Below are 13,613 nucleotides of genomic sequence, written 5' to 3' on the forward strand. Positions count from 1 at the left end.
GGCCGAGTTTATTGTTTCTTCAGCGAATCGCGGATTTCACGCAGCAAGACGATATCTTCCGGCGTCGCGGCGACCACTTCCGGTTCGGCGCGCCGCACCTTATTCATCAGGCGTACCATTTGGAAAATGATAAAGGCCAGGATAATAAAATTAAGCAAGATCGTAATGAAATTACCGTAGGCAAAAACCGCACCCAGTTTTTTAGCTTCCACCAGGCTCAAGGTGGAGACCTGATTATTCAAAGGAATATAGTAATTGGCAAAATCGAGTCCCCCAAACACTTTGCTGATCGGCGGCATGATCACATCTTGTACCAGCGAATCGACAATCTTGCCGAACGCGCCGCCAATGATGACACCGACAGCAAGGTCGACGACATTCCCCTTCATTGCAAACTGTTTAAATTCTTGCATCATTGCCATGAAATTTTCTCCCTTGAATATATACAAGAACGCCTGACAAAACCTCCAGGGCCAGGCTCACCACGCCGCCATCGGCGTTTTGCCAGGCGCTCTCAGTTGTTGGCGATCATACTATCGTTTCAATTGGATTCCAAACGTGCGCACCATTGCAGCGACGCAACATGAAGATGGGCGTATTATTTTGCAAGCGAAACGCGTACGCCGTATGGCATTAAATATCATTAATTATGGGTGTGGCAACGTTTTTTCTTTAAATCGTTCCCCTATTCACTTATAATTTAAGGTTGCTAGGAGCTATGTTAACGCTTCAGGGTAGCTGTAAAAACCGGTACGGGTGAAACACAGGCCCGGCGCCCCGTTTTTTGATTAAGTAATCCTCAGAAAATTATTATGGATTTATGACAAACAGAACCGGATGCTCTGCAAGGCGCACGTTGCGACGCAGTGCGAGCACTGCTAGCAGCGAGCAACACCGCAGAGCGCCGGTTGTGCAAGTCAGAAATCACAATAATTTATTGGGGCTTGCTTAGCTGTTCCGTGTAAGTTGAGACGCAATGCGGGACGGTAAAAAGCGCGGTCGGTCAGCGGGTTTTTGGAGTTGCCACTCATAAAAAAGATTCGCATTTTGACTGATTGGGGTGTTTGTATGAGTAACGAAAAGCAGGTCGATTCGGGCCGACGCGGATTGCTCGTCGCAACGTGCGCGGCGGGCAGCGTAGTCGGTTTGGCCACGGCAGGAGCCTTGGTCAGTACATTCCAGCCTTCGGAGCGGGCCAAGGCGGCCGGCGCCCCGGTCGAGGTGGACATCACCACGCTGGAACCAGGCGAAATGCGCACCGTCGAGTGGCGCGGCAAGCCCGTCTGGATCTTGAAGCGCACCCAGGACATGGTTGCTTCCCTCAAGCAAACCGACGACAAGGTCGCCGACGCCGATTCCAAACGCAATCCCGAAGAATTCACCCCTGAATATGCGCGCAACGAGTGGCGCTCCCGCAAGCCGGAAATCCTGGTCGCGGTCGGCATCTGCACCCACCTGGGCTGCTCGCCGTCGACCAAATTCACGCCCGGGCCGCAGCCGTCGCTGCCGGACGACTGGGTCGGCGGTTTCCTGTGTCCCTGCCACGGTTCCACGTTCGACATGGCGGGCCGGGTGTTCAAGAACAAGCCGGCGCCGGATAATCTGCAAGTGCCGCGCCATATGTACTTGAGCGACACCAAACTGGTCATCGGCAAAGACGAAAAAGGCGAGGCATAACCATGGCTGCGTTTAAAGAAACCAAACTGCCGGCCGATGCGCCGGCCGCCGAGAAAGCGCTGAGCTGGGTCGATGACCGCTTTCCACTGAGCAAACTGTGGAATGATCAATGGGGCAAATACTACGCCCCGAAAAACTTCAACTTCTGGTACATCTTCGGTTCGCTGGCCATGCTGGTGCTGGTGCTGCAAATCGTGACCGGCATCTTCCTGACCATGCATTACAAACCGGACGCCAACCTGGCCTTCGGTTCGGTCGAATACATCATGCGCGAAGTGCCGTGGGGCTGGCTGGTGCGCTATATGCACTCGACCGGCGCGTCGGCGTTCTTCATCATCGTCTACCTGCACATGACCCGCGGCCTGCTGTACGGCTCGTACCGCAAGCCGCGCGAACTGATCTGGCTGTTCGGCTTCGCGATCTTCCTGTGCCTGATGGCCGAGGCGTTCTTTGGCTATTTGCTGCCATGGGGCCAGATGTCTTACTGGGGCGCGCAAGTGATCGTCAACCTGTTCGGCGCGATTCCTTTCATCGGCCCCGACCTGTCGCTGTGGATACGCGGCGACTATGTGGTGTCCGACGCGACGCTGAACCGCTTCTTCGCCTTCCACGTGATCGCCATTCCGCTGGTCTTGCTGGGCTTGGTCGCGGCGCACTTGATCGCACTGCACGAAGTCGGTTCGAGCAATCCGGACGGCATCGAAGTGAAGGAAAACCTGGGACCGGACGGCCACCCGCTCGATGCGATTCCGTCGCACCCGTATTACACCGTGCACGACCTGTTCGGCGTGTCGGTATTCCTGACGATCTTCAGCGCGGTAGTGTTCTTTGCGCCGGAGATGGGTGGTTATTTCCTGGAATACAACAACTTCTTGCCGGGCGATTCGTTGAAAACCCCGCTGCACATCGCGCCGACCTGGTATTTCACGCCGTTTTACTCGGTATTGCGCGCCACCACCGCCGACTTCATGTACGTGCTGATGGTCGCCGTGGCCGCTTACGTGGTATTTGTCTGGCTCAAGTCGCGCCTGCCGAGCAAGGTCAAGGCGGCCATCGGCGTGATCGCGCTGCTGGCCATCATCGGCATGTTGCCGAGCGTACTCGATGCGAAATTCTGGGGCGTGGTGTTTTTCGGCGGTTCGGTGGTGATCCTGGCGTTCCTGCCATGGCTCGACCATTCGCCGGTGAAATCGATACGCTACCGTCCGGACTGGCATAAATGGGTGTACCTGGTGTTCGGCCTGTCGTTCCTGACGCTGGGTTACCTGGGCACCCAGCCGCCAACCGATGCCAAGACCATCGTGTCGCAAGTGTGCACCCTGTTGTATTTCAGCTTTTTCCTGCTGATGCCATGGTGGAGTGCCATGGGCAAGTTCAAGACCGTGCCGTCGCGTGTGACGTTTCAGCCACACTAACCGACGCCATCACGACTAGCTCAAAGGACACTGACATGACTCTTGCAAAAAAACTGCTGGCCATTCTGGCATTGGTACCGGCGCTGGCGATCGCCAGCGAAGACGGCTTCCCCCTGGACAAGGCGCCGGACCGTTCGACCAACATGGCTGCGCTGCAACATGGCGCTAAATTATTTGTTAACTATTGCCTTAACTGCCACGCCGCCGCATCGATGCGCTACAACCGCCTGAAGGACCTGGGCTTGACCGAAGATCAGATCAAGTCCAATCTTTTGTTTACGGGCGACAAAGTGGGCGATATGATGACGACCTCGCTCAATCCAAAAGACGCCAAGGTCTTCTTTGGCGTGGTGCCGCCGGATTTGTCGGTGATTTCGCGTGCAAAATCGTCGTCCGCCGGCACTGGCGGCGACTACCTGTATACTTACCTGCGGACTTTCTACAAAGACGACACCCGTCCGACCGGCTGGAACAACAAGGTCGTGCCGAATGTGGCGATGCCGCACGTCTTATGGGAATTGCAAGGAATACAGACAGAAAAGACGGTCGAAGCGAAAGATCCGCATGAAGAAGGCAAGACGATCCACAAGTTTGCCGGCTTCGAGCAAGTCAAGCCTGGCACATTGAACAAGCTTGAATACGACACCGCCGTCGCAGACCTGGTTGGCTACATGGAATGGATGGCGGAACCGGCGCAGCAAACCCGCAAACGCCTCGGCGTGTGGGTGTTGCTGTTCCTGTCGATGTTTTCCCTGCTGGCATGGCGCTTGAATGCGTCATTCTGGAAAGAAGTCAAATAAGAGAGTGCTGTACACCGCATTCGTTTTGCATCACCCGCAGTTGCGGGTGATAGTTTCGGGGTGATCCGTTCGCGGTTTCACCCCCTTTGTTTCTAAGGAACTATAAAAATGATGGTTCTCTACTCAGGTACAACCTGTCCATTTTCGCAACGCTGCCGCCTGGTCCTGTTTGAAAAAGGCATGGACTTTGAAGTGCGCGACGTCGACCTGTTCAACAAGCCGGAAGACATTTCGACCATGAATCCGTATGGTCAGGTGCCGATCCTGGTGGAACGCGAATTGATTTTGTACGAATCGAACATCATCAACGAATACATCGACGAACGTTTCCCGCATCCGCAACTGATGCCGGCCGATCCGCTGATGCGCGCGCGCGCCCGCCTGATGCTGTTCAACTTTGAAAAAGAGCTGTTCGTCCACGTGCACGTGCTGGAAAGCGAACGCGCCAAGAGCAATGACAAGAGCCACGACAAGGCACGCGCCGAAATCCGCGACCGCCTGACCACGCTCGCGCCGCTGTTCCTGAAAAACAAATACATGCTGGGCGACGAATTCTCGATGCTCGACGTGGCGGTGGCGCCGCTGCTGTGGCGCCTCGACCACTACGGCATCGAATTGTCGAAGACGGCCGCGCCGCTGATGAAATACGCCGAACGCATCTTCTCGCGTCCCGCGTACATCGAAGCGCTGACCCCGTCCGAAAAGGTCATGCGCCGTTAAGGCACTCTAAAACCTGCTGCGCGCCCCAATTTCCGGCCTCCGATGCTCAGTGTACATGTGTACACTTGCGCTTCTCGGCCAGAACTTGAAGCGCTCGCTACGGTTTTAAAACTGCCTTACAATCATCTGTCTCGTTTCATTGAAGCATGGGCGCGCCGCCGTACGCGGCGGCGCGCCTGATTCACCTGTCTGGCTAGAACATGTCTGAAATCTCAACCAAACCCTATATGCTGCGCGCCATCTATGAATGGTGCACCGATAGCGGCTACACGCCTTACCTCGCGGTCAAGGTCGATGCGCGCGCCACGGTACCGATGGAGTACGTGAAAAAGGGCGAAATCGTGCTCAACATCAGCTTCGGCGCGACCAGCGGCTTGAAGATGGAAAACGATGCGATCCGCTTCCACGCCCGTTTCGGCGGCGTCTCGCGCGAGATCTACGTGCCGGTCGACAACGTGATGGCGATCTACGCCAATGAAAACGGCCAGGGCATGGCGTTCGAACCGCAACTGGCGCATGACGATCCGGACGGCCAGCCGACCGACAGCCCGGCATCGGCCAGCACGCCGGCGCCGGCAGGCCCGACCTTGTCGTCGGTCCCGACCAGCGCCCCGGAATCGCGTCCGCCCAGCGAGCCCGATAGCGGCAACGGCAATGACGAACCGCCAAAAAAAGGCGGCCGGCCAACCCTGACGCGGATTAAATAGCGTATAATTCGCAACGCACAAGTTTCGCCGACTTAGCTCATTTGGTAGAGCAGTTGATTTGTAATCATCAGGTGGCCAGTTCGAAACCGGCAGTCGGCACCAAGAATATCAGAGGGTTACAGCGCATTTGCCTGTAACCCTTTGTCGTTTCTGGATTATTTGCTGCATTCTTGCTGCAAGCATGCCCCTCGGCAACACTATACCCCTGCTCCTGGCACAACTTTGGAGCAATGTATGGCAAGTATGCTGAACCGCGGTCCACTGTCGGCCATCCAGTTCAACCATCGATGTCGATCAAAGAGTATGTGCACTGACCCGCGTGGACAGGCGAAGCCGCCTGGTCATGCGGAGCTGGCTTTCACGTGTTGATGGCGCGACTCGATTGGCTGACGCTTATCATTCATATACTCGGCCTAGTGTTATCCGTCATACGGATAAATCATATTTATCCGATATTCAGATATATTGACTTTATCTGACATTCAGCTACACTTGGTTTATCTGAATAACGGATACTTCCTATGTCAACTGCACCCGCATCCCAGCTTATCATCACCACGCCACAGCTAGGTCAGTTGCTCCTGTCTGCACGCAAGCGGCGCAAGCTCACGCAGACCGCCGTGGCGCATCGTCTTGGCTTGAGCCAGAACCGCATTTCACACTTGGAACAACATCCGGATGAAATCAGCGTCAAGCAGTTGCTCAGCTGGTGCTCGGTAATCGGGCTGGAGTTGCGGCTCGGGGAGCGAATCGAGGGCGGGCCGAGCAGCTCTGCCGAGTGGTAATCATGGGCCGCCGCGCGCATCGCCAAACACTGCATCTCTGGGCCAATGGGGACTACGTCGGACGCTGGACGGTCAAAGCCTCGGGAGACTCCGAACTGCAATATGACGCAGCCTGGCGCAACTGCACACGCGGACGCCCGGTCTCGCTATCGCTGCCGTTCAATCTTCATAACGAGCCGCTAAAGGGAGACCGCGTCGCCCATTACTTCAATGGACTGCTGCCGGACAGCGACGCCATTCGCAAACGCGTCGCTGTCCGGTTCAAGACTGGCTCCACCGATGCATTCGACCTTCTCGCGGCCGTTGGCCGGGACTGCGTTGGGGCTTTGCAGCTTCTGCCCGAGGGTGTCGTACCGGAAGGACAGGGCCAGGTCGACGGCATCGTGGTTGATGATGAGGCCATCGAGCGGCACCTGCTGGACGTGGTGAACCCAGGCCATTACGGCGCCATGCCGGACCCCGATGACGATTTCAGGATTTCGCTGGCCGGCGCGCAAGAGAAGGACGCGTTCCTGTGGTGGGATGGAAAATGGCTGAAGCCGCGGGGCGCGACGCCGACAACGCACATCTTCAAGCTCCCCATCGGGCTGGTTGGCGGAAGAAAGGCGGACTTCTCCACATCGGTCGACAACGAGTGGCTATGCCTGCGGCTATTCAAAGAATACGGTTTGTCAACGGCGAATGCGCAGATTGTGACCTTCGGCTCACAACGCGTGCTGGTCGTCGAGCGCTTCGACCGGGCCCTGTCGCACGACGGAAAACAGCTGTTCCGGCTGGTGCAGGAAGATTTTTGTCAGGCAACGGGCACCTCGCCGCTGCTGAAATACGAAAACCAGGGCGGCCCGGGCCTGCAGCAGATATTCCCCCTGCTGCAACAGTCGCAACAGCCGGTCGCGGACATGCACACACTCATGGCCACACAGCTGCTGTTCTGGATGTTGCGGGCACCGGATGGTCACGCCAAAAACTTCAGCATCCAGCTGCTCGCCGGCGAGCAGCGCTTCAAGATGACGCCTATCTATGACGTGATGTCGGCCTACCCTGCCATCGGCAATCGGCCGAACCTGTGGGCAGAGCAGGACATCACAATGGCGATGGCGTTACTCGGGAAGAACAGGCACTACCTGGCGCACAACATCATGCGACGCCACTTCAACAGCACGGCGAAGAAGGTCGGGTACGGCGACAACGCCGAGCCTCTCATCCAGGACTTGATTGCCCGCACACCTGCCATTGTCGACAAGGTCCGCGCGGAGTTGCCAGCCGGGTTCTCGGAAAAGGTCGCCGACCGGATTCTCGGTGGCATTCTCGCCGCGGCGCACTCCCTGGAACGGATGTCCCCCGTCTAATCGAACACTTGCCTGCCTCGCTGGCCCGCAGGGCATGCGCAGCCGGACTGTGATGACATCTGTAACCCTTTGTCGTTGCAGGGGCATTTGCTGCCCAGCAGGATTGCTAGCGATGGCGTTGCGAGCGCCGGCTTTGGTCCGCGCGGCGCGCCAAACCCGTCAGGGTAGCGTCGCGATCATCGATGGACGCCTGCCGATCCGGTCGACAAACTGCGCCAACCGTGGCGCCGTGGCGCGCCAGTCCAGCTCGGGAACACGCAAATCACAGTAGTCGAAGGCGATGGCGATCGCCAGATCGCCGAGGTCGGGATCACCCTCCCGCGCATTGAGCGCGTCGTCCTGCTCGAGCACGCTTACCGCGCGCGGCAAGGCAGCCTGCCAGCGCCGGGACAAGACGCTCTCGTCGGAGTCGCCAAAGCGCGCGCGAATGACGATGGAAAACGCGCAATCGATGACCGCGCGCGCCAGGCCGAGGCGCCGCAAGGCGTCCAGGCGCTTCTCCACCGGGACCGGCAAGAGTGTCTCGTCGCCGGCCAGTGCCAGCAGGTATTGCCCGATACAGTCACTTTCGATGAGACAGCTTCCGGTATCGGTGACCAGCGCCGGAATCCTGGCCAGCGGATTCGCCGCCAACAACTCAGGCGGTGCGTTCCAGGGATCGACCGAGATCAGTTGCAGACGCTCGAACAGCGCCGTTTCATGCGCGATCACCAAAACCAGTCGGGCATATGGCGAGGTCTTGTTCAAATAGAGTTTCATTCACGCTTTCTCTGATAAAAAATATTGTGGACGTGGCGCGCTGTCAACGCGCCAGCCTGGACACTCGCGAAATTGTCGAAGGTCAATAATAACCGTTTACTTTCCATTTGAACAATTCCTTTCCTCCAGTGGGTCGCATAGGGGCATGGCCGGCGTCGCCCGGCTGGCCTTGGCGGGGCGTTAAGCGGGATACTTATCCTGAAAATACGCCAGGACGCGCCCGTACTGGGCCATGCCAGCGGCCACCGCGAAGTGCGCGCCGCGTACGACTTCAGCGACCTGAACCGGGTTCAAGGCGGGCTCCTGATGGGAAAAAGCCGTCAGCAGCTCGTCGGTATGATGCGGATCGATCCGCATGTGGGTGTCAAAATAGACCGCGATGTCCCTGTGGTCGAGACCGGTCCGGCGCAGCCCCCCCATAATGGCGGAGAAATGCGGCGCGACTCGCGCTTCGGTGGTCAGGAACATGCCATACGCCCGGCACTTGTACGCGGGACGGGTGACGAGGGCATTGAAGGTGTTGGAAATGATCGACGAAAACCAGGGTTTCGAGCTGGCGCGATACTGCGGCAGTTGCTCCCAGTCCTGCAATTGCTCGACCAGCCGGCGCAACCAGTAAGTATGGAACTTTTCCAGCGATCCATTACCGCACTCGTCCCAGAGGTTGGATGCGATCGCCTTTTTCATATTTCCCTGCAATCCGCACAGCAGCAGCGCGATTTCGTCATCGACGATTTCATTACGGCACGTTTCCAGGCGCAGGAATTCCATCAGCGCCGCCGGTTCCGCCTCGTCGCGCAGATAGTCGAACAGCGGATGATGGAGCGCTGCGTTGGCGTCCACGTACTCCCTCAGATAGTTGGCCGCGGCTTGCTGATCGTCGAATTGCGGAATCGGCGTCACGGGCAGCCAGTGATTGACCAAGTCCTCTTCCAGCACCAGCTTGGCGCGCGCCAGACGCGACTCCAGCTCGATATCGTTGCGCAGGAAACAAGGGCTGTCTGCATAGCCATAGTGGTACGAGTAGATGGTCCCCAGATAATTGTTCAACAGCTCGCCGCGTTCGCTGGAGCGGCGCTCGACATGATTGATGCAGGCCGTTTGGCCAAGCAGGTCGAGTTCGAGGAAGGCGCGCAAATCCGGCTGAAGCGCGGTAAATGCGGGGACCGGCGGCCACTGATATGCTTGCAGCGCCGGGCTGTCGGATGTGATCGAAGAGAGTTTAAGCATTGAGTAATTTCCTAAGAAAAATAATTTCTGGCCTGCTGATATGTTTGGCCGGATGATTTATGCGAGAGTGGAATAAGGCGTCGGGAAAAATGCCGGGCAAGTCAGCACATCGTCGTGCTCGCTGTCTTGCCAGATCGCCTGCGCCACCGACAAGTCGAGTATTCCCATCCCGAATGGCGAAAAGACCCGGGGCCGGTTTGCGTCGGGAACAAAACGCGCCTCGATGAGTTGTGCAATGTCGCCCGCGATAAAGGCGCGTCCCGCCGTTTCCTGTTCGGCCAAATGCAGCGAGGTATTGGCCTTGAGGCTATGTTCAACATCATCCACGACGTTCTGCGACATCAGGACAATCGCCGGCGACAGGTCGCGCAGCGACAGATGCAGCACCGTCGGATTATGGGAAAACAGGGCGGGATCGGACACATGGGGGCGACTGGCGGTGGTGGCGAACAGCACCATATCGCAATCGGCAATGGCGCCGATCTCGGTCCCGACCTCGCAGGCGATGCCGGCGATCCCGGATTTGCGGGAAAAAGCGCGGGCGCGTTCGATATCGGTATCGATCAGGCTGAGGGCGTCGATGCGCCAGCCAAGCCGCTGGAAAAAGGCGATCACGTTCAAGGCGATCAGGCCGCAGCCAACCACGCCGAGCCGGGCGATATGCCGGTCGCCGCCATGCAGGTAGTGCGCGCCGATCACGGCCGAAACCGCGGTACGGGCGGCGCTGATCAACGAGCCTTCGAGACAAGCCAGCGGATAGCCTGTGCGGCGGTCATTGAGGATGAATAGCGCCGACGCGCGATCCAGCCCCGCATGGATATTGTCAGGAAAACTGGCAATCCATTTGATGCCGGCGATGGGATCTTGCTGTTCCATCGAACAGGGCAGCGCAATGATGCGATTGCGCGTATCGTCGGGAAAGCGCAGGAAGTAACTGTCGGGATTGACGGCATGCCCGCGGGCATACGCAAGATAGGCCTGGCTTACCAGGTCAAAAATGCGCTTGGGATGACTATCGATCCACTGCCGAATCGGCGCGGCGCCGATCACTGCAAGGCCGGGGAGCGCCTGATCGGCTGGGCCGGCCGCCCGATGCGTCGCGTTGTTCATCATGTCGCCTCCGTGAATGGGCGGTCGACGCCATCCGTGGGGATGGCATCGGCCAGTAGCGGGAAATGGGCCGCCACCCATGCGTCGTTATAGATGGTGTCGACATAGCGGTCGCCCATATCGGGTGAAATCGCGACGACGCAGGCGCCTGCCTGAATCTTCGACGCGTACCGCTGAATCCCGCACAAGACCGTTCCAGAAGATCCGCCCAGCAAAATGCCCCGGCTCGCAAGGGCGCGGCACATCCTGACGGTGTCCGCTTCGGGCACCATGATCATGCTGTCGAAACTGGACGCTTCACGAATAGCCGGCGGCTGGCTGGTACCGAGGCCCGGAATGTGACGGGGGCCCGGCACGCCGCCAAAGGTTACCGAGCCCTGCGTGTCGACGGCAACGATCTGGGTGGCGGGCGAATGGCGACGCAGGTATTGACTCACGCCACCCAAGGTACCCGTGGTGCCGGCACCGATAAACACATAATCCGGCGCCGGGAAATCGGCGAGCACTTCCGGGCCCGTGCTGAGATAATGGGCACGGACATTGTCGGAGTTTTCATACTGGTTGATCCAGACTACAGACGGGTCCTCGGCAAGAATCGATCGGATGAGCGCGATCCGCGTGCCCAAAAATCCCCCATTGCTGTCTGGCTGCTGGACGACGATCAGCTTCGCGCCATAGGTGGCCATCAGGCGGGCGGTCTGCGGCGAAATATTTTTGTCGCTGACGCAGGTGAAATGGTAGCCTTTTGCCGCGCAAGCCATGCTCAAAGCCAGTCCAAGGTTACCGGAAGAACTTTCAATCACCCGCATGCCGGGCCTCAGCCTGCCAGTCCGCTCAAGTGTCTCGAGCATATGGATCGCAGGCTTGATCTTGCTGGAGCCGGTCAGCGACAAGCCTTCGAGCTTCAGCTGGACCGGCGTTGCCGGCAGAATGCCGGTCACCTGCAGAAAAACACCGCAGGGCAAAATATCAAGGGGAGAGGTAAGTATCATGTCGTGATTGTCGGCAAGTGTAGGTTCATGGGTTTTTCGCGTTGGCCAGGCAGATTAAAAGGGGAACCAGAATTTTTATTCAATACCCGCAACTGGCGGCGATAAAAAATATGAATTCCTTGCATAGGAATTAGCGGCAAAAAATTTAAGCACCCGCATACGTAATTTAGAGCAATCCACGCCCATGCACCCTGTACGGAATGCAGTTTTCAAAACTCTCTGTATTGGTGTGGAAACGGTACAGGCGATGCCACCGTATAGCTCGGCGACGGCAGGCAAGGCATCGATGTTGATGAACGCAAATGGGGTTTTGAGCGGATCGCTCATTGATTGACGCAGGCTCCAACGACAGGCCGCGCGCTTCCATTATTTCTTCCAGATGCCGGTAACTCAGCGGGCAAGCCAGGTACCGGCGGAGGCAGACCTGGTGGCCGGTGCGATACCGGCAGTCGCACCAGCATTAGCAGTAAAAAGATGCCTTGCGTGGTAGCCACGCAAGGCATCTTTTTTATTTTTGTCGCCAGATTTACGCCATGTTCAACGCATGCATGTTGCCGTGTCCAACCGTGGGCGCCGGCGCACCCAGCGCGGCCAGCACCGTGTCAGCGATGATGTCCGCCGTGGCGGCAGACAAGGTCCAGCCCAGGTGGCCGTGGCCGGTGTTGTAAAACACCGCGGGGGACTTGCCGCGCCCTACGCGCGGCATCAGGTCGGGCATCATCGGACGCAATCCGGCCCACGGCGTCACGCTGCGCGTGCTGACGCCGGGGAAGCATTGCTGCACCCAGTCGACCAGCGGCGCAATGCGCGAGGCGCGGATGTCACGGTTGAAGCCGTTGAACTCCGCCGTGCCGGCCACCCGGAAACGGTCCGCGCCGAGGCGGCTGGTGACCAGCTTGGTGGCGTCGTCCAGCAAACTGACATTGGGCGCGGCAGCCTGGCTGGCGGCGTCGTTCAGGTGTACGGTGATCGAATAACCCTTGACCGGATAGATATTGACGCGGTCGCCCAGCATGGCCGCCACTGCGCGGCTCGCGGTGCCGGCGCAGACCACCAGCGCATCGTAGCGCCGGGTATCGTCGAGGCCGTCCTGCGTGACCGTGATGCTGGCGCCGTTCGCATCGGCGCTGACCTTGCTCACGCACTGGCCGAAGCGCAAGTCCGCGCCCAGCCGCTGCGCCGCCTGCGCCAGGCCGACGGTAAACTTGTGGATGTCCCCGGTGCTATCGCTTTCGGTGTAGTAGCCGCCATAATACTGGCCTGCCAGCGCCGGCTCGATGGTCCGCATTTCTTCCGGACTCACGGCACGCCGCGGCAAGCCGCCTAACGCCAGCAGTGTCGACACCTCCGCCGCATGCGCGAAGCCCGCGCGGTCGCGGTAGATATGCAGGATGCCTTCGCGCTTGTGGTTGAAGTCGATGCCTTCTTCCTCGGCCCAGCTGAACAGATGCTCGCGCGCAGCCACCGCCAGCCTGGCGGTGGCGACGGTGTTGTCGCGGTAGTGCGGGATGGCGGCGATGAACTCGGCGAACCACGACAGCTTGTGCCAGCTTGGCTTCGGGTTGACCAGCAACGGAGCGTCGTTCTTCAGCATCCACTTCAGGCCTTTGACGATGGTGCTGCTGTGGTTCCAGACTTCGGCATTGGAGGCCGACAACTGGCCGCCGTTGGCAAACGAGGTTTCCATCGCAGCGTAGCGGTGGCGTTCGAACAGCGTGACGGCAAAGCCGCGTTTGACGAGGGCATAGGCGGTGGTGATGCCGGTGATGCCGCCGCCGATGACAGCTATGGTTTTCATGAGGATAAGGCTCCAGCACGTCAAAAGGGATGGTCGATGCACACCTGTGCAAGGACACCCCCTCTGTTCTGGACCTGAGAGATTCACGCCGGCCGCAGGTCGCGTCGTCGCTTGCTCCTTCGGTGCGCCGGGCGACGTCTGCGCCGGCAACTCTTCAGAGTTTGAAACAATATCGGTCCTTTTGCCTGAGAGTTTCCGGGGCGGTTGCTCCTTCGGCGCTGCGCGGGGTCGATTTCCTGAACAGGCTCTCCCGATATCGTGCGTTGGCTGG

At 58.6% G+C, this 13,613-nt stretch carries 14 protein-coding genes, 1 tRNA gene and 2 riboswitches; of the genes, 8 read left to right on the top strand and 7 right to left on the bottom strand.

Features of this window, described 5'->3' with window-relative positions; translation table 11 throughout:
• Nucleotides 1-8: 8 nt before the first annotated feature.
• Nucleotides 9-422, bottom strand: a complete 414-nt coding sequence (mscL, locus tag GJA_RS23575; RefSeq protein ID WP_038500919.1) for a large conductance mechanosensitive channel protein MscL — start codon at nt 420-422, stop codon at nt 9-11.
• A 646-nt stretch (nt 423-1,068) separates the two neighbouring features.
• On the opposite strand from mscL, the gene petA reads away from it, so the two are divergent.
• From petA to GJA_RS23615, 8 genes are all read left to right on the top strand, one after another.
• Complete coding sequence (petA, locus tag GJA_RS23580) at nt 1,069-1,677, top strand: ubiquinol-cytochrome c reductase iron-sulfur subunit (RefSeq protein ID WP_038497326.1); 609 nt, start codon at nt 1,069-1,071, stop codon at nt 1,675-1,677.
• Between the two features lie 2 nt (nt 1,678-1,679).
• Nucleotides 1,680-3,092 (top strand): cytochrome b, encoded by a 1,413-nt coding sequence (locus GJA_RS23585; protein WP_038497330.1) that lies wholly within the window; start codon nt 1,680-1,682, stop codon nt 3,090-3,092.
• 35 nt (nt 3,093-3,127) lie between these two features.
• Nucleotides 3,128-3,892: a cytochrome c1 gene (locus GJA_RS23590; protein WP_038497333.1), complete on the top strand. Its 765-nt coding sequence runs from the start codon at nt 3,128-3,130 to the stop codon at nt 3,890-3,892.
• A gap of 108 nt (nt 3,893-4,000) precedes the next feature.
• A complete protein-coding gene (locus tag GJA_RS23595; RefSeq protein WP_008443913.1) occupies nt 4,001-4,612 on the top strand; it encodes a glutathione S-transferase N-terminal domain-containing protein in 612 nt (203 codons plus the stop codon).
• A 200-nt stretch (nt 4,613-4,812) separates the two neighbouring features.
• Complete coding sequence (locus GJA_RS23600) at nt 4,813-5,319, top strand: ClpXP protease specificity-enhancing factor (protein ID WP_038497338.1); 507 nt, start codon at nt 4,813-4,815, stop codon at nt 5,317-5,319.
• Nucleotides 5,320-5,345: 26 nt separating this feature from the next.
• Nucleotides 5,346-5,421 (top strand) — tRNA-Thr (locus tag GJA_RS23605).
• A gap of 419 nt (nt 5,422-5,840) precedes the next feature.
• Nucleotides 5,841-6,104, top strand: coding sequence for a helix-turn-helix domain-containing protein (locus tag GJA_RS23610; protein WP_038497341.1), 264 nt, complete (start codon nt 5,841-5,843; stop codon nt 6,102-6,104).
• Nucleotides 6,105-6,106: 2 nt separating this feature from the next.
• Nucleotides 6,107-7,453 carry a type II toxin-antitoxin system HipA family toxin gene (locus tag GJA_RS23615; protein WP_038497344.1) on the top strand — a complete coding sequence of 449 codons (1,347 nt, stop codon included), beginning with the start codon at nt 6,107-6,109 and terminating at the stop codon, nt 7,451-7,453.
• A gap of 159 nt (nt 7,454-7,612) precedes the next feature.
• Here the strand turns inward: GJA_RS23615 and GJA_RS23620 are convergent, their stop codons facing one another.
• The 6 genes from GJA_RS23620 to GJA_RS23640 all read right to left on the bottom strand — a co-directional run bounded on the left by GJA_RS23620 (nt 7,613) and on the right by GJA_RS23640 (nt 13,342).
• Nucleotides 7,613-8,212 carry a glutathione S-transferase family protein gene (locus GJA_RS23620; protein WP_038497346.1) on the bottom strand — a complete coding sequence of 200 codons (600 nt, stop codon included), beginning with the start codon at nt 8,210-8,212 and terminating at the stop codon, nt 7,613-7,615.
• A 180-nt stretch (nt 8,213-8,392) separates the two neighbouring features.
• The gene (locus GJA_RS23625) at nt 8,393-9,442 is read right to left on the bottom strand and encodes an iron-containing redox enzyme family protein (protein WP_051781277.1); all 1,050 of its coding nucleotides are present in this window, start codon (nt 9,440-9,442) and stop codon (nt 8,393-8,395) included.
• A gap of 57 nt (nt 9,443-9,499) precedes the next feature.
• On the bottom strand, nt 9,500-10,555 hold the full coding sequence (gene sbnB / locus GJA_RS23630) for a 2,3-diaminopropionate biosynthesis protein SbnB (RefSeq protein ID WP_242404615.1): 1,056 nt from the start codon (nt 10,553-10,555) through the stop codon (nt 9,500-9,502).
• A complete protein-coding gene (gene sbnA / locus GJA_RS23635; RefSeq protein WP_051781278.1) occupies nt 10,552-11,544 on the bottom strand; it encodes a 2,3-diaminopropionate biosynthesis protein SbnA in 993 nt (330 codons plus the stop codon). The genes sbnB and sbnA overlap by 4 nt, the downstream gene beginning before the upstream one ends.
• 75 nt (nt 11,545-11,619) lie before the next feature.
• Nucleotides 11,620-11,871: a hypothetical protein gene (locus GJA_RS27605; protein ID WP_144241629.1), complete on the bottom strand. Its 252-nt coding sequence runs from the start codon at nt 11,869-11,871 to the stop codon at nt 11,620-11,622.
• Nucleotides 11,872-12,070: 199 nt separating this feature from the next.
• Nucleotides 12,071-13,342, bottom strand: a complete 1,272-nt coding sequence (locus GJA_RS23640) for a D-amino acid dehydrogenase (RefSeq protein WP_051781279.1) — start codon at nt 13,340-13,342, stop codon at nt 12,071-12,073.
• 61 nt (nt 13,343-13,403) lie between these two features.
• Nucleotides 13,404-13,502: riboswitch (glycine riboswitch) on the bottom strand.
• 3 nt (nt 13,503-13,505) lie between these two features.
• A riboswitch (glycine riboswitch) is annotated at nt 13,506-13,605 on the bottom strand.
• Nucleotides 13,606-13,613 lie beyond the last annotated feature (8 nt).

It is taken from the genome of Janthinobacterium agaricidamnosum NBRC 102515 = DSM 9628, assembly GCF_000723165.1.
Lineage (GTDB): Bacteria > Pseudomonadota > Gammaproteobacteria > Burkholderiales > Burkholderiaceae_D > Janthinobacterium > Janthinobacterium agaricidamnosum.

Excerpts from the sequence above, each read along its gene's own strand:
- GJA_RS23625 (WP_051781277.1), bottom strand. The coding sequence starts at position 9,442 with ATGCTTAAACTCTCTTCGATCACATCCGACAGCCCGGCGCTGCAAGCA.
- mscL (WP_038500919.1), bottom strand. The coding sequence starts at position 422 with ATGGCAATGATGCAAGAATTTAAACAGTTTGCAATGAAGGGGAATGTC.
- sbnA (WP_051781278.1), bottom strand. The coding sequence starts at position 11,544 with ATGATACTTACCTCTCCCCTTGATATTTTGCCCTGCGGTGTTTTTCTG.
- GJA_RS23615 (WP_038497344.1), top strand. The coding sequence starts at position 6,107 with ATGGGCCGCCGCGCGCATCGCCAAACACTGCATCTCTGGGCCAATGGG.
- petA (WP_038497326.1), top strand. The coding sequence starts at position 1,069 with ATGAGTAACGAAAAGCAGGTCGATTCGGGCCGACGCGGATTGCTCGTC.
- sbnB (WP_242404615.1), bottom strand. The coding sequence starts at position 10,555 with ATGATGAACAACGCGACGCATCGGGCGGCCGGCCCAGCCGATCAGGCG.
- GJA_RS27605 (WP_144241629.1), bottom strand. The coding sequence starts at position 11,871 with ATGAGCGATCCGCTCAAAACCCCATTTGCGTTCATCAACATCGATGCC.
- GJA_RS23610 (WP_038497341.1), top strand. The coding sequence starts at position 5,841 with ATGTCAACTGCACCCGCATCCCAGCTTATCATCACCACGCCACAGCTA.
- GJA_RS23640 (WP_051781279.1), bottom strand. The coding sequence starts at position 13,342 with ATGAAAACCATAGCTGTCATCGGCGGCGGCATCACCGGCATCACCACC.
- GJA_RS23590 (WP_038497333.1), top strand. The coding sequence starts at position 3,128 with ATGACTCTTGCAAAAAAACTGCTGGCCATTCTGGCATTGGTACCGGCG.
- GJA_RS23595 (WP_008443913.1), top strand. The coding sequence starts at position 4,001 with ATGATGGTTCTCTACTCAGGTACAACCTGTCCATTTTCGCAACGCTGC.
- GJA_RS23585 (WP_038497330.1), top strand. The coding sequence starts at position 1,680 with ATGGCTGCGTTTAAAGAAACCAAACTGCCGGCCGATGCGCCGGCCGCC.
- GJA_RS23620 (WP_038497346.1), bottom strand. The coding sequence starts at position 8,212 with ATGAAACTCTATTTGAACAAGACCTCGCCATATGCCCGACTGGTTTTG.
- GJA_RS23600 (WP_038497338.1), top strand. The coding sequence starts at position 4,813 with ATGTCTGAAATCTCAACCAAACCCTATATGCTGCGCGCCATCTATGAA.